This is a genomic window from Sinomonas cyclohexanicum (genome assembly GCF_020886775.1).
Classification (GTDB): Bacteria; Actinomycetota; Actinomycetes; order Actinomycetales; family Micrococcaceae; genus Sinomonas; species Sinomonas cyclohexanicum.
Genome location: NZ_AP024525.1, coordinates 3,719,187 through 3,738,102 on the forward strand (window position 1 = coordinate 3,719,187; position 18,916 = coordinate 3,738,102).

Consider the following 18,916-nt stretch of genomic DNA (forward strand, 5'->3'; position numbering starts at 1 on the left):
GGCGGCGCTCATGCGTGGGTGCGCTCGGGCAGTGGCGTCTCTGAGGAGATGCGCTCGGCGGCCTCGCGCTCGCGGCGGCCCCACGTCTCACGGGTCACGAGGGCGGCCCACAGGCCGATCGCGCCGTAGACGCTGAACAGGAGCGCCGGTCCGAGCCAACCGAAGCTCACGAAGAGGAGCGTGGTGATGAACGGGGTGAAGCCGGAGACCATCGCGGAGATCTGGTACGCGAGGGAGGCTCCGGAGGAGCGGGTCTTGGCCTGGAACAGCTCGGGGAACCACGCGCCCTGGGCGCCGGCGAGGGAGTTCTGGCACACCGCGTAGGCGATGACGATCGTGGCGACGATGAACAGGAACAGTCCGGTGTTGACGAGCAGGAACATCGGCACGCCGAACAGGACGGCGAACGCGCAGGAGGCGATGTAGACGGGCCGGCGGCCCACCTTGTCCGTGAGCGCGCCCCACTTCCATGTGGCGATGATTCCGATCGCGGAGGCGATGCACAGGGCGATGAGCGTCTGGTTCTTGTCCGCGAGCTTGGTCGAGTTGATGTAGGAGATCATGTACGTGATCGAGACGGCGTAGCCGGCCGTCTCGGCGATCCGCAGGCCGATGCCGCGCAGGATGTTGCGCCAGTCCTCGCGGACCACCTGGACGATGGGCGACTTCGCGATGTCGCCGCGCTCCTTGACGTCCTCGAAGACCGGGGACTCCGGCACCTTCGAGCGGATGATGAGGCCGACGATCACGAGGGCGAGGCTCGCGAGGAACGGGATGCGCCATGCCCACTCGTCGCCGAGGTGGACGCTGAACAGGAAGACGAGGTTGGCCAGCAGCAGGCCCACGGGGAAGCCGGCCTGGACGATGCCGGTCACGGCGCCCTTGCGCCGCCACGGGGCGTGCTCGTAGCTCATGAGGATCGCGCCGCCCCACTCCGCCCCGAACGCGAGGCCCTGGATGATGCGCACGGCGACGAGCAGCACCGGGGCGAGGACGCCCACGGCCGCGTAGGTCGGGAGGAGGCCGATCGCGAACGTCGCGAGGCCCATGATGATGAGCGAGGCGACGAGCACGGGCTTGCGGCCGAGCCGGTCGCCCAGGTGGCCGCCCACGATCCCGCCGAGGGGGCGGGCCGCGAAGCCGACGCCCAGCGTGGCGAACGAGGCGAGCGTGCCGGTGACCGGGTCCGCGCCGGGGAAGAAGGCGTGGTTGAAGTAGAGGGCGGCGGCGGTGCCGAAGCCGATGAAGTCGTAGGTCTCGATGACGGCGCCCACGGCGGAGCCGACGGCGACGCGCTTGGCGTCCTTCGTGCCGTGGACTGGGCCGCGCATGGCCAGAGCCTCGTTGCTCATTGCGTTCCTTCCGAGTGTGAACTGCACTGTGCCGCCGTCTGTTGACAGTCGACATGATATGCCAGTGTGCGCCACGTCACCATTCAGTGTCAACAGTCGACTTTGTAGGTTGACTGTCGACAGTTATCGGACGTACCGTGGTTGACATCACACCGCCAGACCCCCTCCCGTAAGGACCACCGATGTTCCACGACCGACTCGGCTGCTCGTCGATCAGCTTCCGGCACCTGCCCCTGGCCGACGCCCTGGCCACGATGGCCGGACTCGGCTTCGAGGAGATCGACCTGGGCGCCCTGCCCGGCGTGTGCGACCACGTGCCATTCGCGCTCACCGACGCGGACATCCGGGACGTAGAGGGCCGCGTGGTGGGATCGGGCCTGCGCGTCCGCTCGGTCAACGGGGACATCGGGGACCTCAACGCCCCTCTCGGCGGGGCGCACGACGGCGCCCGCGCGGCGGAGCGGGCGGCCCACCTCGACCGCCTGCTCACCCTCACGCAGAGGGTCGGCGCGGAGGCCCTCGTGCTCCCGTGCGGGGCGCTGAGCCGGGAGCCGATCCGGTCCCTGGACGAGGACCTCGACATCGTCGCCGCCCAGCTCGCCGCCGCCGGCGAGCGCGCGGCCGCGTTCGGCGTCGAACTCTGGACCGAGTCCCTGCACTACTACCGCCTGTGCGGGACCCTCGACCGTGCCCTCGCCCTCGCCGACCGGCTCCGCGCCGCCCGGGTGCGGCACGTCGTGGACCTCTCCCACGTCGTCGCCTCGGGCAGCCAGCCGCAGGCGGCGATCGAAGCGCTCTCCGCGCTCCCCGGCCCCCAGGGGAACGCCATCGCCCACGTCCACCTGCGCGACGCCGCGCCCGGGAACATCAACCTGAGCATCGGCAACGGGTCCGTGGACTTCGCCGGGGCCCTCGCCGCCCTGCGCGGGGCCGGCTTCGACGGGCACTTCTCGCTCGAGCTCGAAGCCCACGACCTCACCCACGACGAGCGACCCGCGGCAGCCGCCAAGGCCGCGAGCTTCATCACCGACCTCATCTGACCCCCAGGACCTGACTTTCAGGACCTGGCACCCAAACCCACGTCCACCCAACCCTTAGGAATCACCATGACCAGCATCCAGCGCACCGCCGTCCTCACCGGGGCAACGTCCGAGAAGGGCATCGGCCTCGCCACCGCCCGCCGCTACGCCCGCGAGGGCTGGGGCGTCGTCATCCTGGACCTCGACGGCGAGAAGTCCGCCAAGACCGCGCAGGACATCGCGAACGAGTTCAACGTCCCGGCGTTCGGCTACCAGGTGGACGTGGCCGACGAGGCCTCGGTCGCCGCGGCCCAGGCCGCCGTCGCCGCCGAGGTCGCCGCGGGCCGCCTCCCCGTGGTGGGCGCCCTCGCGAACATCGCCGGCATCACCTCCCCCGTGCCGTTCCTCGAAACGGACCTCGCCCTCTGGAACAAGGTCATGGCCGTCAACGCCACCGGCACCTACCTCGTCACCAAGGCGTTCCTGCCGGCCATGATCGAGGCGGGCTGGGGCCGGATCGTCAACATGTCCTCCGTGTCTGCCCAGCGCGGCGGCGGCGTGTTCGGCAAGGTCCCCTACTCGGCCGCCAAGGCCGCGATCCTCGGCTTCACCAAGGCCCTCGCCCGCGAGGTCGCCCCGACAGGGGTCACGGTCAACGCCATCACGCCCGGCGCCGTGGACACCAACATCCGCGTGGGCAGCACCGACGAGCAGGAGGCCGCCATCAACGCTGGCATCCCCATGGGCCGCAACGCCACCACGGAGGAGGTGGCGGCACTGTTCACCTTCCTGTCCTCCGAGGACGCCGCCTACCTCACCGGCACCACGATGGACATCAACGGCGGCAGCCACATCCACTGACCGGTTCCGGCCCACCCTGCCCCCAAGGAGCTCCCATGACGCGCATCTCCAACGATCCCGCGGACTTCGCCGACGAGGCCCTCGCCGGGTTCTGCGACGTCCACGCGGACCTCGTCCGCCAGGTCCCGGGCGGCGCCGTCCGGCGTCGCCGACCGGCACGGCCGAAGGTCGCCGTCCTCGCCGGCGGCGGCTCGGGCCACTACCCCGCCTTCGCCGGGCTCATCGGCTCGGGCCTCGCCGACGGGGCCGTGGTGGGCAACATCTTCACCTCGCCCTCGGCCCAGCAGGCCTGCACCGTGGCCCGCGCGGCGGAGTCCGGCGCCGGAGTCGTGTTCACGTACGGCAACTACGCCGGAGACGTGATGAACTTCGGCCTCGCCTCCGAGCGGCTCGCGGCCGAGGGGATCCGGGCCGAGAACGTCCTGGTCACGGACGACGTCGCGAGCGCGCCCGCAGCCGAGGCCGAGCGCCGGCGAGGGATCGCGGGCGACTTCGTGGTCTTCAAGGCCATGGGCGCCGCCGCAGAGGCCCGGCTGGACCTGGACGAGGTCGTGCGGATCGGGCGGAAGGCGAACGACCGCACGCGTACGCTCGGCACGGCGTTCTCGGGCTGCACGTTCCCGGGTGCGGACGCGCCCCTGTTCGCGCTGCCCGAGGGGCACATGGGCCTCGGCCTCGGGATCCACGGCGAGCCGGGCCTGCGGGACGTCCCGCTGCCCACCGCCGCCGAGCTCGGCCGCACCCTCGTGGAAGGGGTCCTCGCGGAGGCGCCCGCAGATGCACGCTCTGACGGCAGCGCGCCCCGCATCGCCGTGATCCTCAACGGGCTCGGCTCCACAAAGCACGAGGAGCTGTTCGTGCTGTGGGCCACGGTCGCGCCCCTGCTGCGCGAGGCGGGGTACGAGATCGTCGCGCCCGAGGTCGGCGAGCTCGTGACGAGCCTGGACATGGCCGGCGTCTCGCTGACGGTGGCCTGGCTCGACGAGGAGCTCGAGGAACTCTGGCTCGCCCCCGCCGAGACGCCGGCGTTCCGGCGCGGTGCCGTCGCCGCGGCCCCCGCTGCTGCGGAGACGCACGACGGCGGCGGGCCTGCTCGGGTGCCGACCGTGCAGGCTGCGGCCCCGTCGTCCGAGGCCTCCCGCGGGTACGCAGCGGCGTGCGTCGAGGCGCTCGGAGCGGCGTCGGCGCGGCTCGAGGAGCTCGAGGCGGAGCTCGGCGCGATGGACGCGGTGGCCGGCGACGGCGACCACGGGCGCGGCATGGTGCGAGGGGCCGGCGCGGCCCTCGGCGCGGCGCGCGAGGCCCTCGACGCGGGGCGCGGCGCCGGGTCCGTCCTGGCCGCCGCCGGCGACGCGTGGGCCGACAGGGCCGGCGGGACCTCCGGGGTCCTGTGGGGCGCCGGGCTGCGGGCGTGGGGCGAGTCGATCGGGGACCTCGATGTGCCCGACGCCGCCGGCATCGCCGCAGGGGTCTCGGCGTTTGCCGCGCGGATCGCGGCCCTCGGCGGGGCACAGCCCGGCGACAAGACGCTCGTCGACGCCCTGGTGCCGTTCGAGACCGAGCTGCGGGGCGCCGTCGTGCGCGGTGAGTCGCTGGGGCGGGCGTGGGAGCGCGCGTGCGGAGCGGCCGAGGCCGCTGCCGCCGCCACCGCCGGGCTGCGCCCGCTCAAGGGCCGTGCGCGGCCCCTCGCGGAGAAGAGCCTGGGCACGCCGGACCCGGGGGCGACCTCCCTCGCAGCGGTGTTCGCAGCGCTCGGGCCCGTCATTGTTGCTGCTGTCCAGGAAGAGGTGTCCGCATGAGCGGCCAGAACACGGAATCCGCCCCGCGCGGGCTGCGGATCGTCATCGGTTCGGACGAGGCGGGGGTGGACTACAAGGACGCCCTGCTCGCCGACCTCGAGGCGGACGGACGGGTGGCCGAGGTCATCGACATCGGCGTGCACCGAGAGGACGAGGACTTCACCCGCCCGTACCCGTACGTCGGCCTCGCGGCCGGGCAGATGATCAGCGAGGGCCGCGCCGACCGGGCGCTCCTGTTCTGCGGGACCGGCCTCGGAGTCGCGATCGCCGCCAACAAGGTCGCCGGGATCCGGGCGGCGACGGCCCATGACTCGTTCTCGGTGGAGCGCTCGGTCCTCTCGAACAACTGCCAAGTCCTCACGATGGGCCAGCGGGTGGTGGGGCTCGAGCTCGCCCGGCGCCTCGCGCGGGAGTGGCTCGGGTACACGTTCGATGCCTCTTCAGCCTCCGCGGCCAAGGTCCAGGTGCTCAGCGACTACGAGGGGTGCTGAGGCTGTACACGCGGATACAGGAGTGGGTGGAGGGCCGGATGCGGCCTTCCACCCACTGCGGGTTACCAGCCCGTCCTGCACGGGTTACCAGCCCGTAGGAGCTCTTTGGGAGAGGAACTCAGCCGGTTGTTACCCCTCGGTACCGCGACGAAACTTCTCCGCGCCGTAGGATCCACCAGTGCGTCGGCCAGCACGTCGCGCGGGCGGAGGCAGCCGCCGTCATGGGCGCGCTGGCTGCACGGGTCTCCGCGATCGAGCTCGCGGGCACGCCGGAGCGGCACCTGAACAACACCCTCCGGTCGTGGAAGGGCCTGCCCCTGCGGGTCCGGCTCGGGTAGCGCGCTAACCCGTCTTGCGGGTACGCCGCTTGGGAGGCGCCTTCTCCTCGGCAGGCGAGGCGCCGCCGTCGTCCGCGGGCTTCTTCTCCTCGGTTCCCCCCGCCGCCCTGCTCGCCTTGCGGCGGTTCTCGACGCTGCGGCGCAGGGCCTCCATGAGGTCCAGGACCTCGGCACCCTCGCCCTCCTCGGCCGGGACGCCGAAGGTCTCCTCCGTGTTCACGGCGTCGCCCTGGGCGAGCTTGGCCTCGACGAGCTGGCGCAGCTGCTCCTGGTACTCGTCCGTGAACTGCTCCGGCTCGAAGTCCGAGGACAGGCTCTCCACGAGCGAGGAGGACATCTTGAGCTCCTTGTCCGAGATCTTCACCTCGGTGTCCTCGATGATCGGGAAGTCGGCCTCCCGCACCTCGTCCGGCCACAGGAGCGCCTGCAGGACCATGACGTCGCCGCGCACCCGGAGCGCACCGAGCCGGGACTTCTGCCGCAGCGCGAACTTCACGACGGCGGTCAGCTCCGTCCGCTCGAGCGTCTCCCGGAGCAGCTGGTACGGCTTGACCCCGACCTTCTCCGGCTCGAGGTAGTAGCTCTTCTCGAAGAACATCGGGTCGATCTGGGCGTCCGGGACGAACTCGACGACCTCGATCTCACGGCTGCGCTCCACGGGCAAGGACTTGAGGTCCTCGTCCGTGAGGACCACCGTCTGGCCGCCCTCCTCGTACGCCTTGTCGATGTCCGCGTACTCGACGACCTCGCCGCAGACCTCGCAGCGGCGCTGGTAGCGGATGCGGCCCCGGTCCCTGTCATGGACCTGGTGGAGCTTGAGGTCGTGGTCCTCGGTGGCGCTGTAGACCTTCACGGGCACACTGACCAGGCCGAAGCTGATGGCGCCCTTCCAGATAGAACGCATGTGCCTAAGTGAACCGCACATTCCGTCTCGGGGATAGGTCTGTGTGCCATTCGCCCCTACTGGCACGTCCGCCCGGGCCCGAGGCTGGAGATCGAGGAAAGGACCGGCCATGAGAGTACTCGTTGCCTATGCCAGCCGCCACGGCGCCACCGCGGGGATCGCGGCGCGGATCGCGGAGCGCCTCAGCGACTCGGGGCACGCGGTGGACCTCGTCCCGGCGGATGAGGTCGAGAGCGTGGGCGGGTACGACGCCGTGGTGCTCGGCGCCGCGGCGTACATCGCCCACTGGATGAAGGACGCCACCGCCTTCGCCAGGCACCACCGCACGGAGCTCGCGGAACGGCCGACCTGGCTGTTCAGCAGCGGCCCGCTTGGCACCGAGAGGGTCGACGCCGAGGGCCGCGACGTCCTCGAGGCCGCGCGGCCCAAGGAGTTCGACAACCTCGAGGCCCGCCTCCACCCGCGCGCCGTGAAGGTCTTCTTCGGCGCGTGGGACCCGTCCAACCCGCCTGTGGGGTTTGCGGAGCGGGCCATGGCGCGCCTGCCCAAGGCCGCGGCGGCCCTTCCGGCGGGGGACTTCCGCAACTGGGACGCCGTCGATTCATGGGCCGACACGATCGCGACGGAGCTCTTCCAGGCCCCCACGGACTGACTCTCCGCGCGCCGCTCGCGCGCTAGCTCCTGGCCACGAGGGTGTCCCGCGCCCGGGCATAGGCCTCGGTCAGCCAGTAGAACCCGTGGTCCGCCACACACGCGAGGTAGACGCCCGGCGAGATCTCTTCGGCGTACCGGTCGAGGCCGAGTTCTTCGTCCTCCTCCCCATAGGAGTTGAGCGGGAAGCCGAGGTAGTCGGTCCGCCGCCAGAGGCTCAACCACGCGCGCCGCCCGGTCGCGTTGGGCTGGTCGCCGAGCAGGCCGAGGAGGCTTCGCGCTGGGACGAGACGCTGGCCCGCGGCCGAGTCTGCGAGGACCTGCCTCCCCCAAGGGTCGGCCGCGAAAAGCGCCGGCATGCGGAGCGCGCGGACCCCGAGCACGTGTGGCCCCAGCAGTTCAGGGAACCCGCGGCCGAAGTAGGACCGCAGCTGGACCCCGTAGGTGAGCAGTTGGATCCTCCGCTCCACGTCCCCGTCGTAGCCGCGGCTGTGGAGATCGAACAGCGAGGACACCGCAAGGACCGCGCCAAGGCTGTGCGCCGAGAGGATGACCCGGTGCTCCCGCCCGCGGCTGAGCCATTCGATGACCCGGTCTCCGATCTCGGGGACGGTCCGCTCGCTGTAGCACGCGGGTCCGAAGGGATGAGCGGCACGGGGCATCCAGCACATGAGGTCCCACAGCACGGGTATGGGCCGGCCGGAGGAGGTGGTCGCGCCCCGAATGGCCTCCGCGAGGACGCCGACTATCCCCACGAAGACGCCCGCCCCCGAGATGCTATCGGCGAGGAATTCGGCCGTGTGGCCCAGCCACGCCTGACCATTTCCTCCGCTGGCGTTGCGGGTCGCCGCCGCGAGCAGGGCAAGCGTGATCGCTGCCCACGTCGCGATCGCCGCGATGCCGAGGATCGGCTCACTCCTGTGGGCGATTGCCATCTTCCGGCGCGCCCTCAGAATGTCGGCCTCCATCCATGCCTCTCTCGGGATCACGGCGGGGAAGGGGATGCTGCCGGAGCCGGAAAGGCTCGTCGCCAGAATGCCCAGGAGCAGAAGGGTCGCGCCGATCACGAACGCGAACTGGACGCCGCCCACCGCGCCGAAGGCCGGAGGAGGAGTGGGCGGTCCGAGGAGGGATCCGCCACGGCAGATCTGCGCGGCCGCGATCGGCAGCGCCGTCGCGAGGAACGCGCCCCCGAACAAGGAGAGGAACAGCCACACGCCGGGGCCCGCCCCGGCCCAGCTCTGCTGCCCGTAATCGCCGCTCCGCCTGGCCGGCACGATGATCGCGAGCGCTACAACGGCACCGATCGGGAACAGCAGCGCCACGTATTCCCCGGCCCCCTGGCCAACCGCGGCCCAGTAGAGCAGCCCCAGTGTCGAGGTCAGGATGAGCGGGAAGGTGACCCATGCTGGGACCCACGACCTCGTCAGACAGGCGACGAGTGCCAGGATCGTCATGAGTCCGAGCACCACCAGGGCGGTCGTTGACGTTCCCGCGAAGGATGTCCGCTGCGTCCCGCCGTCGCCCTGCGTGGCGACGAAGACCAATGCGAGCCCGAATCCGGCCGCGCACACCCCCAGATAGACCACCGCCGCCGGCCGCTGCCAGGCCCGAAGACCCTGATGGATGCCTTCGGGACTGTCACGGTCCGCCCCGGGCGCCGCGGGCCGCGGGAAGCGCAGCTCCGCGGACCACACGACCACGAGCACGGTGCCGAGCAGGAGCAGGAGCGCTCCCGCCACGAGCACGACCGCGAACTGGAGCCCCGACTCTGGCAGCTTGCCGATCACACTGGAATAGCACGGCGCGCTGAACCAGCCCGACGTCGTCCTGCACTCCTGCGGCACGCTGTCCGCGAGCGCATCGCTGCACAGAAGCACCACCAGGAGCGCCAGGCTCGCGCCCACGTGCACCAGCCCGGTCGCCGAGGTCACGAAGGTGCGGTCCCAGAAGCGGGGTGCGGCCAGGACGGGCAGGTCATCACGAGCAGCGGGCGACGGCGCTCCCTCACCTGCCGCCGCGACGTCGGCCGCCTTGTGCAGCACCACCTTGCGGTACTTGGAGTTGCCGCGCACGGAAATGAGGAGCAGGGCGATGACTGCCAGCAGCGGAATGGTGCTCATGGCGGCGAGCCGCTGGCCTCGGTTCCATTCAGCGAGGAAGGCCAAGGGGCCGGGAGCGCTGATCAGGCCGCCGATGCCGGGGCAGACCTTGCCGCCAGTCGAGACCGCCGGGAAGCACTGCACCGCGAACAGGTCCATGGAGGCGGTCGCGAACGAGGTCGTGTAGAGCAGCGTCATGAGCAGGGCGAACAGTCGGACGCTTCCGGCTCCCGGGCCCGCCCTGAGCTGGCCGTCCTGGCCGTCCTCCCCCGCCACGTCGACCGGCTCGCCACCGGCCGCCCCCCGGCGATGCCGCACGGGCCTCGACCAGTACGCGGCATTGATCAGCCCGAAGGGAACAAGCAGGAGCCAACCGACATTGACGACCGCGCGCCCCAGCTTCCCCAAGAAGCCGGAATTGACGGTCGTCTGATCGAGATTCCCCCAGCTGTACGCCTCAACGGCAATTCGACGGTCTCCGCCATTCCGCGGACTGCGCTCGTAGAAGCCAGCGAGGCTGTCGCACTGCGCGATCCCGTTGATCTCAACGGGTTTCACGGCATCGGGCGCGCAGTGGAGCATGACGCTCGGTGGCGTATTCAGCACACCGTGGATTCTCAGTTCGAGGATCGTGGGTTCTTCGGACATGGGGCGCACTCCTCAACCCCAGCCTGGCTACACAGAAATTCTACCGAGGCCGTCATTAGCATGTCTACGCAGTAAAGTCTGCATCATTCAAGAATTCTGTATCACAGATCCTCACCCTGCCCGGGCTTGGACAGGGTGAGGACTTCGGCCCCGTCCTCGGTGATGGCGATGGTGTGTTCGGTGTGCGCCGTGCGGCAGCCCGTGGCGCTTCGGAGCGTCCATCCGTCGGCGTCGGTGACCAGCTGGGCGGTGTCCTCCATGACCCAGGGCTCGAGCGCGAGGAGCATCCCGGGGCGCAGCGTGTATCCGCGGCCGGGCGTGCCGGTGTTGGGGACGTGCGGGTCCTGGTGCATCGTCGACCCGATGCCGTGCCCACCGAACTGGGTGTTGACGGGGTACCCCGCCTCGGTGAGGACCGCGCCGATCGCGTGGGAGATGTCGCCGATGCGGGCGCCGGGCCGAGCGGCGGCGATCCCGGCGGCCAGAGCGCGTTCGGTGGCACTGATCATGGCGACGCTCTCCGCGGGCTCCGCCCCGCCCACGATGAAGCTGATGGCGGCGTCCGCGGCGATCCCGCCTTGGGAGATGGCCAGGTCGAGCGTGAGCAGGTCTCCGTCGGCCAGAGTGTAGTCGTGGGGCATTCCGTGGAGTACGGCGTCGTTAACGGCGGTGCAGATGTAGTGGCCGAACGGGCCGCGGCCGAAGGACGGCTCGTAGTCGACGTAGCAGGACTGCGCCCCCGCCTCAGCGATCATGCCCTTGGTCCAGCGATCGATGTCCAGGAGGTTGGTGCCCGGCACGGTGCGGCCCTTGAGTGCTTGGAGGATGCGGGCCACCAGGGCACCGGTCACTCGCGCCCGACCGAGCTCGGCGGGGCTCAGGATCTCGATCATTCGGCACCTCTTACGCAGATCCAATAACTATCCCGGCCATATTATCCCGGTACTAGAATCGGTGGCATGGTCAGGTTGCCCCTCACTCCGGCAGACGTCGAGCGCGGACAGCGCCTCGGCGCCCTCCTGCGCAGCGCCCGGGGGGAGCGCTCGATGCTCGAGACCGCTCTGGACGCGCGCGTCTCGCCGGAGACCCTCCGGAAGATCGAGACGGGCCGCGTGGCCACCCCTGCGTTCCAGACCATCGCCGCGATCGCCGAGGTCCTCGGCCTGTCCCTCGATGAGGTGTGGACCGAGATGAGCCGGCCCGAACAGGCCGCCGAGCCGGCAGCGCCCGGGCCCGCCGCGCGCGGGCGTCTGGCCTCGTAGCCCCCTCGACGCCGCGCGCGGGTCCGTGCGAGGGTAGCCGCATGGCAGCTCAGCGCGAGACCGTCGAGATCGAGGGCCGCAGGATCAGCCTGTCCAACCTCGACAAGGTCATGTACCCGGAGTCAGGGACCACCAAGGGCGAGGTCATCGAGTACTACCGGAGCGTCGCCGGCGTGATGGTCCCCGCGGTCCGCGACCGTCCGACGACCCGCAAGCGCTGGGTCCACGGCGTCGGCACCGCGGAGGAGCCCGGGGAGGTCTTCTTCCAGAAGAACCTGGACGCGAGGTCGACCCCCGAGTGGGTCCAGCGCGTCACGCTCCACCACCGCCACTCCACCAATACGTACCCGCTGGTCAACGACACGCCGACCTTGGTCTGGCTCGCCCAGATCGCGGCCCTCGAGATCCACGTGCCCCAGTGGCGGGCCGTCGAGACCGACACCATGATCAACCCGGACCGGCTCGTGATCGACCTCGATCCCGGGCCCGGCGCAGGGCTGCCGGAGTGCGTCGAGGTCGCACAGCTCGTGAAGTCGATCTTCGACGACATGGGCCTCGTCTCCGTGCCGGTCACGTCCGGCTCGAAGGGCATCCACCTCTACGCCAAGCTCGACGGCTCCCAGGAGTGGGAGGCCGTCTCGGCGGTGGCACGCGAGCTCGCGAAGTCCCTCGAGGCGGACCACCCGGACCTCGTCGTCGCCGACCAGAAGAAGACCCTCCGCGAGGGCCGCGTCCTCGTGGACTGGAGCCAGAACAGCGGGCAGAAGACCACCATCGCCCCCTACTCACTGCGTGGACGCGTGCATCCGATGGTCGCGGCGCCCCGGACGTGGGAGGAAATCGCCTCGCCCGCTCTGGCACACGTGCGCTACAACGAGATGGCCGCCCGCCTCGAGAAGTTCGGGGATCTCTTCGCGCCCCTGCACCCACCGCCCCTCAACCCACCCACCCTCCCCCACGCGCACGACGCCGGCCGGTCGTCTCGCCCGCGCTCCCGCGCCTCCGCAGGGGCCCGCCCGAGCACTCGCGGTGGCTCCCGGGCGTCCGCCGAGGATGACGACGGCGGGGGCCACGCGCCGTCGTCCGCCGCTGCAGCGGTACCCGCGGGAGGCACAGCGCAGGGCGACCGCCTCACCGTGTACCGGGCCAAGCGCGACCCGACGAAGACCCCCGAGCCCGTGCCGCCGAACGCGCCGACCCCGGGTGCGGGCACGGCGTTCGTGATCCACGAGCACCACGCGCGGCGGCTGCACTGGGACCTGCGGCTCGAGCACGAGGGCGTGCTGGCGTCCTTCGCGATCCCCAAGGGCATCCCCGGCACGAGCGGGCGGAACAACCTCGCCGTGCACACCGAGGACCACCCGCTCGAATACCTCACGTTCTCAGGGTCCATCCCGGCCGGCGAGTACGGCGCGGGCGAGATGTCCGTGTGGGACACCGGCACGTACGAGGCGGAGAAGTGGCGCGAGGACGAGATCGTCGTGGTGCTGCACGGGCGGCCCGGCGGCGGGCTCGAGTCCATCGCGACGGGACTGGCGGGGGCGGGCGAGGAGGTGCGGCTCGCGCTCATCCGGACGGATTCCGGCGGCGGGAAAGGTACCGGCGGGGGCGGGAAGGAGAACTGGCTCGCCCACCTCATGAAGGACCAGACAAAGGGGCACTGGAGCCGGGGGGCGAAAGGGTCAGGCGCCCACGACGCCGAGATCGGGGCCCCTGACGCCGAGATCGGGTCCCCTGACGCCGAGATCGGGGCCCCTGACGCCGAGATCGGGGCCACCCGCGCCGGCCCGGCGCCGGAGCCCATGCTCGCCCAGCAGGGAACACCCGGGCTCGTGCGCGGGGACGAGTGGGGGCTCGAGATGAAGTGGGACGGCATCCGCGCGATCGTGGATGCCCGGGCCGAGCCGCTGCGCCTCATGAGCCGCAAGGGGATCGACCAGGCGGCCACGTACCCGGAGCTCGCCGGCCTCATGGAGCTGGGCCCGGCGGTGCTCGACGGAGAGATCGTCGCCTTCGATTCCCGCGGCCGCCCCGACTTCGGGCTGCTCCAGCAGCGCATGAATCTGGGCCGGCCCGCCGACGTCGAGCGAGCCCGCCGCGACGTGCCCGTGCAGATCGTGCTGTTCGACCTCCTCGAGTACGAGGGCCGCGACCTCACGCGCCTGCCGTTCCGCGATCGCCGCGCCGCGCTCGAGCTGCTCGCCGAGGGAGGGCTCCCGGCCAACGCCCAGCTCTCCCCCATGTTCCACGACGACCCCGAGCACGTCCTCGCCGCCTCCGCCGAGCACGGACTCGAGGGGATCGTGGCCAAGCGCCTCGGGGCCCGCTACGAGCCGGGCCGCCGCTCGGGCGCGTGGGTGAAGATCAAGAATGAGCGGGTGCAGGAGGTGGTGGTGGCCGGCTGGCGGGAGGGCAACGGGAGTCGGTCGGCGACCCTCGGCTCCCTGCTCGTGGGGATCCCGGACGACGCCGGCCGGCTCGCCTACGCGGGGCGCGTCGGCTCGGGCTTCACGGAGGCCACGCTCGCCGAGATCGCGGGCCGGCTGCGCGGACTCGAGCGTAAGACCTCGCCCATGGACGGCGTCCCGGCCGCGGACGCGCGGGATGCGCACTGGGTGACGCCGAAGTTCGTCGCCGAGGTCCGCTATGGCGAGTTCACGGCGGATGGCCGGCTCCGGCACCCGGTCTGGCGCGGCTGGCGCCCGGACAAGGACCCGCAGGACGTGGCCCTCGGGCCCTGACCCGGCCCCAGAACGTGGCCTCCAGAAGCTGACTTCCAAAAATTGTTGAACAATCCGCCTCCGATGGTGCATGCTTGAACCACAACCTCTGAGACGGAGATCACTCATGGCAAGCATCGACCTCAACAGCGACGTCGGCGAGTCGTTCGGCAACTGGAGCTTCGGCGATGACGCCGCGATCTTCGCCAGCGTCTCGAGCGCCAACGTCGCGTGCGGCTTCCACGCCGGCGACCCTCGGCAGATCCGCCACACGTGCCTCGCGGCGGCGGAGGCCGGCGTCGTGGTCGGGGCACATCCCGGCTACCGCGATCTCGCCGGATTCGGCCGCCGCTTCATGGACGTCCCCGCCAACGAGCTCACCGACGAAGTCATCTACCAGATCGGCGCACTCCAGGGCCTGGCCCGCGCCTCCGGCACCGACGTCCGCTACGTGAAGCCGCACGGCGCCCTGTACAACACGATCGTGCACCACGAGGGACAGGCGAGGGCCGTGGCCCGCGCCGTGGCCGAGGTCGCCCCGAACCTGCCGCTTCTCGTCCTGCCGAACTCCGAGATCCAGCGCGCCGCAGAGGCCGCGGGCCTGCGAACCGTCTTCGAGGCGTTCGCCGACCGCGCGTACACCCCCGAGGGCACGCTCGTCTCGCGCCGCGAGACCGGCTCGGTCCTGCATAACCTCGACGAGATCGTCCAGCACGTCCTGCGGATCCTCGACGGCGAGGTCAAGGCGATCGACGGCACGCGCGTCACCATCGAGGCGCACAGCATCTGCGTCCACGGCGACACCCCGGGCGCCGTGGAGATGGCCGCGAAGATCCGCGAGGCCGTCACGGCCGCCGGCGTCGAGATCGCGAGCTTCGCGTGAAGCGCCGGTCACTCGCGACGCGCGTGGTCGGGGAGCGCGGGGCCACGGGGCGCGTGGCCACTGGCCCCGCAACGACAGCCCCCGTCGCCACTGACACCGTGGCCGCTGGCCCCGTGCGACCCGAGCACGCGCATCCGATAGTGGGCCTGCGCCCGGCCGGGGACCGCGCCGTCCTCATCGAGCTGCGCTCGCTGGGCGCGGTCCTGACGCTCGCGTCCCGGCTCGCCGCTGCCGAGCACGCCGGGGACATCGACGTCGTCGACATCGTCGCGGCCGCGACCACCGTGCTCATCGTCGCCCCGACTGTGCAGGAGGTGGCCCGCGCCGCCGCCTACGTGCGCGCCCTGCGCCCCGAGCAGCTCGACCCCGCGGAGCGCACCCCCGGCCGACTCGTGCGCATCGAGACCGTCTACGACGGCGCCGACCTCGACGAGGCGGCCCACCTCGCAGGCCTCTCGCCCGAGGCCCTGGTCGCCGCGCACAGCGACGCGGTGTGGGACGCGGCGTTCGGCGGCTTCGCGCCCGGGTTCACCTACCTGACGCACGACGCCGCCCCGCCGGTCCCGCGGCGCACCTCGCCCCGCACCGTGGTCCCCGCCGGATCCGTGGCCCTCGCGGGCGCCTATTCGGCGGTCTATCCCGGCGAGTCGCCCGGCGGGTGGCAGCTGATCGGCCGCACCGACGCACCCATGTGGGACCTTGGCCGTGATGAGCCCGCGCTCGTCCAGCCCGGCGACAGGGTCCAGTTCGTCCCGGTCCGTGCGGCCACGACGATGGCCGCTGCACGCGCCGCGAAATGGGGACTTGAGCAGGGTGGGGACGCCTTCCACCCTGCGGAACCCACCATTTCCGGGGGCGGCGATGCAAGGCCCGAGGCGAGCGTGCCCGGCGAGGCGGGGCTCGTCGTCGTGCGTCCAGGCCTGCAGACCACGGTCCAGGACCTGGGCCGGCCCGGCCGCGCCGCCCTCGGCGTGAGCCCGGCGGGCGCGCTGGACCGCGGGGCCCTGCGGCGGGCCAACCGGATGGTGGGCAACGAGACGGGCGCGGCCGGGCTCGAGTCGCTGTTCGGCGGGCTCGAGCTGCGCGCCGTCGACGATCAGGTCCTCGCGGTCACCGGGGCCGAGGTCCCGCTGCGGATCACCGGGGCACCGGCGCCTCACACTGACCCCTCAACGCGGGGACATGACCCCTCAACGCAGGGAAGTGACCCCTCACCGCGGCCCGCGCGCGTGCGGGAGGCGCCCCTCAACGCGCCGTTCGCGCTGCTTGCGGGCGAGACGCTCACCGTGGGCGCGCCCGCGCGCGGCCTCCGGACCTACGTCGCGGCGCGCGGCGGGTTCGAGGTGCCGCACCTTCTCGGCAGCGCGTCCGCCGACTCGCTCTCCGGCATCGGCCCCGCGCCGCTGTCCGCCGGAGACGGTCTCGCGGTGAGACCGCCGCGCGGCGCGCACGTCGTCGGCCTCCCCGAGATCCCGCCGCCCCTGCCGGACCCAGCGAAGCCCGTCGAGCTGCGCGTGGTCCCCGGGCCGCGGCAGGACTGGTTCACGGACGCCTCGCTCGCCTCGTTCGCCGAGCAGGAGTGGACCGTCACGGCGCAGTCCAACCGCGTGGGCGTGCGGCTCGACGGGGCCCCGCTCCAGCGCTCCCGCGAGGGCGAGCTCGTGAGCGAGGGCACCGCACGCGGCGCCATCCAGGTGCCCGCGAGCGGCCTGCCCGTCCTGTTCCTCGCCGACGCCCCGGTGACCGGCGGGTACCCGGTGATCGGCGTCGTCGTGAGCGCCGACCTCGACCTCGCGGCCCAGCTCCCCCCGGGCGCCAAGGTGCGCTTCATCCCGCAGACCACCGACGGCCACGCCGCTGACGGACAGTCCCTCCAGAACCCCGAAGGAACCCCCCATGCGTAAAGTCCTCATCGCCAACCGCGGCGAGATCGCCGTCCGGGTAGCCCGCGCATGCGACGACGCGGGAATCCAGAGCGTCGCCGTGTACGCGGACCAGGACGCCGACGCCCCGCACGCCGCGGCCTGCACCGAGGCGTACGCCCTCGGCGGCACGTCCCCGGCGGAGACGTACCTGGACATCGAGAAGATCCTCGACGTGGCCGAGCGGTCCGGCGCGGACGCCGTGCACCCCGGCTACGGGTTCCTCTCCGAGAACGCGCGCTTCGCCCAGGCCGTCCTGGACTCGGGCCTGACGTGGATCGGCCCGTCGCCGCAGACCATCCGCCTCCTCGGGGACAAGGTGAGCGCCCGCAAGGTTGCCGTCCGCGCCGGGGCGCCGCTCGCGCCGGGCACCGATGCGCCGGTCGAGTCCGCCGCGGAGGTCCGGGCCTTCGCCGAGCGGCACGGCCTGCCGGTGGCCATCAAGGCCGCCCATGGCGGCGGTGGGCGCGGGCTCAAGGTGGCCCGGAGCATGGAGGGCATCGACGAGTCCTACGAATCTGCGGTGCGGGAGTCGCAGGCGGCGTTCGGGCGCGGGGAGTGCTTCGTGGAGAAGTTCCTCGACCGCCCGCGCCACGTCGAGGCCCAGGTCCTCGCGGACACGCACGGCAACGTGATCGTGGTCGGCACCCGCGACTGCTCCCTCCAGCGCCGCTACCAGAAGCTCGTCGAGGAGGCCCCCGCACCGTTCCTCACCGACGAGCAGCGCACCCAGATCCACGAGTCCTCGAAGGCCATCTGCCGCGAGGCCGGGTACGTCGGCGCGGGCACGGTCGAGTACCTCCTCGGCGCGGACGGGACCGTGAGCTTCCTCGAGGTCAACACGCGCCTCCAGGTGGAGCACCCCATCACTGAGGAGACCTCAGGCATCGACCTCGTCGCGGCCCAGCTGCACATCGCGGACGGCGGCGTGCTCCCCGTCCTCGAGGACCCCGAGCCCCGCGGACACTCGATCGAGTTCCGCATCAACGCCGAGGACCCGGGCCGCGGCTTCCTGCCCTCCCCCGGCACGGTCGAGCGGTTCGCGACGCCCACCGGCCCGGGCATCCGCGTGGACTCGGGCGTCCGCGACGGCTTCACGGTCCCCGGCCAGTTCGACTCGCTCCTGGCCAAGCTCGTGGTCACCGGCGCCGACCGCCAGCAGGCCCTCCGCCGTGCGCGCCGCGCCCTGCGCGAGTTCGACATCCGGGGCCTGGCCACGGTCCTTCCCTTCGACTGCGCGGTCGTGGAGTCCCCGGCCTTCACGGCCGAGGACCATTTGGGCGTGTACACGACGTGGATCGAGTCCGAGTTCGCCGACGAGCTCGCCTCGAGCCCCGAGTTCACCGCCCCCTCGACGCACGACGCCGCGCGGCGCACCTTCGCGATCGACCTCGACGGCAAGCGGGTCACCCTCGGGCTGCCCGCCTCGCTGCTCGCCGGCCTCGCGTCCGGGGCCGGGTCCGGTCATGTGGGCCCCGCGCAGGACGGCGCGGCCTCCCCCGGCGTCGAGGTCACCGCCGCGGACCTCACCGCCGGCATGGGCGGCACCGTGGTCAAGTGGCTCGTGGAGCCGGGAACAGCAGTCGAGGTGGGGGACGGCGTCGTCGTGCTCGAGGCCATGAAGATGGAGACGATCGTGCAGGCGCACCGCTCCGGGACCGTCGGCGAGCATGGCGCGGCGGCGGGGAGCGCCGTCGTGCCCGGCACCGTGCTGACGACGATCCATGTGAGCTGAGGGCCTAGATAGGCTGGAACCATGACAACTGAGGGGGTCCTGGCCGGCCTTCGCACCGCGGCCGGGAATTCGAAGCACGCGGAGACCGGGCAGTGGGTCGCGGCGCAGCTGCGGCAGGCGATCGCGGACGGGCGCCTCGCACCCGGGGCGAAGCTGGGCGAGGAGGAACTCCGGGAGGCGCTCGGCGTCTCCCGGAACACCCTGCGCGAGGCGTTCGCGACGCTGAGCA

At 71.9% G+C, this 18,916-nt stretch carries 14 protein-coding genes and 1 pseudogene; 11 read left to right on the forward strand and 4 right to left on the reverse strand.

Annotated elements, in window-relative coordinates; translation table 11 throughout:
• Positions 1 to 8: 8 nt before the first annotated feature.
• Positions 9 to 1,352, reverse strand: coding sequence for an MFS transporter (locus tag SCMU_RS17535; protein ID WP_229230377.1), 1,344 nt, complete (start codon positions 1,350 to 1,352; stop codon positions 9 to 11).
• Positions 1,353 to 1,534: 182 nt separating this feature from the next.
• Between SCMU_RS17535 and SCMU_RS17540 the strand changes: the two genes are divergently transcribed.
• The 4 genes from SCMU_RS17540 to SCMU_RS17555 all read left to right on the forward strand — a co-directional run bounded on the left by SCMU_RS17540 (position 1,535) and on the right by SCMU_RS17555 (position 5,522).
• On the forward strand, positions 1,535 to 2,392 hold the full coding sequence (locus SCMU_RS17540) for a sugar phosphate isomerase/epimerase family protein (RefSeq protein WP_229230378.1): 858 nt from the start codon (positions 1,535 to 1,537) through the stop codon (positions 2,390 to 2,392).
• A 66-nt stretch (positions 2,393 to 2,458) separates the two neighbouring features.
• The gene (locus tag SCMU_RS17545; protein ID WP_229230379.1) at positions 2,459 to 3,232 is read left to right on the forward strand and encodes an SDR family NAD(P)-dependent oxidoreductase; all 774 of its coding nucleotides are present in this window, start codon (positions 2,459 to 2,461) and stop codon (positions 3,230 to 3,232) included.
• A gap of 35 nt (positions 3,233 to 3,267) precedes the next feature.
• Positions 3,268 to 5,031 (forward strand): dihydroxyacetone kinase family protein, encoded by a 1,764-nt coding sequence (locus SCMU_RS17550; RefSeq protein WP_229230380.1) that lies wholly within the window; start codon positions 3,268 to 3,270, stop codon positions 5,029 to 5,031.
• On the forward strand, positions 5,028 to 5,522 hold the full coding sequence (locus tag SCMU_RS17555; protein WP_229230381.1) for a ribose-5-phosphate isomerase: 495 nt from the start codon (positions 5,028 to 5,030) through the stop codon (positions 5,520 to 5,522). Before SCMU_RS17550 ends, SCMU_RS17555 begins: the two co-directional genes overlap by 4 nt.
• Positions 5,523 to 5,864: 342 nt before the next feature.
• Here the strand turns inward: SCMU_RS17555 and ku are convergent, their stop codons facing one another.
• Positions 5,865 to 6,764: a non-homologous end joining protein Ku gene (ku, locus tag SCMU_RS17565; RefSeq protein ID WP_229230382.1), complete on the reverse strand. Its 900-nt coding sequence runs from the start codon at positions 6,762 to 6,764 to the stop codon at positions 5,865 to 5,867.
• 109 nt (positions 6,765 to 6,873) lie between these two features.
• Between ku and SCMU_RS17570 the strand changes: the two genes are divergently transcribed.
• Complete coding sequence (locus tag SCMU_RS17570; protein ID WP_229230383.1) at positions 6,874 to 7,416, forward strand: flavodoxin domain-containing protein; 543 nt, start codon at positions 6,874 to 6,876, stop codon at positions 7,414 to 7,416.
• 22 nt (positions 7,417 to 7,438) lie between these two features.
• On the opposite strand, the gene SCMU_RS17575 is transcribed toward SCMU_RS17570, so the two are convergent.
• Together SCMU_RS17575 and map are read right to left on the reverse strand one after the other, a co-directional pair.
• The gene (locus SCMU_RS17575) at positions 7,439 to 10,165 is read right to left on the reverse strand and encodes a hypothetical protein (protein WP_229230384.1); all 2,727 of its coding nucleotides are present in this window, start codon (positions 10,163 to 10,165) and stop codon (positions 7,439 to 7,441) included.
• 101 nt (positions 10,166 to 10,266) lie between these two features.
• Positions 10,267 to 11,058, reverse strand: coding sequence for a type I methionyl aminopeptidase (gene map / locus SCMU_RS17580; RefSeq protein ID WP_229230385.1), 792 nt, complete (start codon positions 11,056 to 11,058; stop codon positions 10,267 to 10,269).
• A 66-nt stretch (positions 11,059 to 11,124) separates the two neighbouring features.
• On the opposite strand from map, the gene SCMU_RS17585 reads away from it, so the two are divergent.
• The 6 genes and pseudogenes from SCMU_RS17585 to SCMU_RS21050 form a co-directional block, all read left to right on the forward strand.
• A complete protein-coding gene (locus SCMU_RS17585; protein ID WP_229230386.1) occupies positions 11,125 to 11,427 on the forward strand; it encodes a helix-turn-helix domain-containing protein in 303 nt (100 codons plus the stop codon).
• Between the two features lie 41 nt (positions 11,428 to 11,468).
• Positions 11,469 to 14,168 carry an ATP-dependent DNA ligase gene (locus SCMU_RS17590; RefSeq protein ID WP_229230387.1) on the forward strand — a complete coding sequence of 900 codons (2,700 nt, stop codon included), beginning with the start codon at positions 11,469 to 11,471 and terminating at the stop codon, positions 14,166 to 14,168.
• 106 nt (positions 14,169 to 14,274) lie between these two features.
• Complete coding sequence (locus SCMU_RS17595; protein WP_229230388.1) at positions 14,275 to 15,030, forward strand: LamB/YcsF family protein; 756 nt, start codon at positions 14,275 to 14,277, stop codon at positions 15,028 to 15,030.
• A gap of 98 nt (positions 15,031 to 15,128) precedes the next feature.
• On the forward strand, positions 15,129 to 16,934 hold the full coding sequence (locus SCMU_RS17600; protein WP_229230389.1) for a 5-oxoprolinase subunit B/C family protein: 1,806 nt from the start codon (positions 15,129 to 15,131) through the stop codon (positions 16,932 to 16,934).
• The gene (locus tag SCMU_RS17605; RefSeq protein ID WP_229230390.1) at positions 16,927 to 18,687 is read left to right on the forward strand and encodes an acetyl/propionyl/methylcrotonyl-CoA carboxylase subunit alpha; all 1,761 of its coding nucleotides are present in this window, start codon (positions 16,927 to 16,929) and stop codon (positions 18,685 to 18,687) included. The genes SCMU_RS17600 and SCMU_RS17605 overlap by 8 nt, the downstream gene beginning before the upstream one ends.
• Before the next feature lie 21 nt (positions 18,688 to 18,708).
• A pseudogene (locus SCMU_RS21050) lies at positions 18,709 to 18,900 on the forward strand (GntR family transcriptional regulator); the annotation flags it as partial.
• Positions 18,901 to 18,916 lie beyond the last annotated feature (16 nt).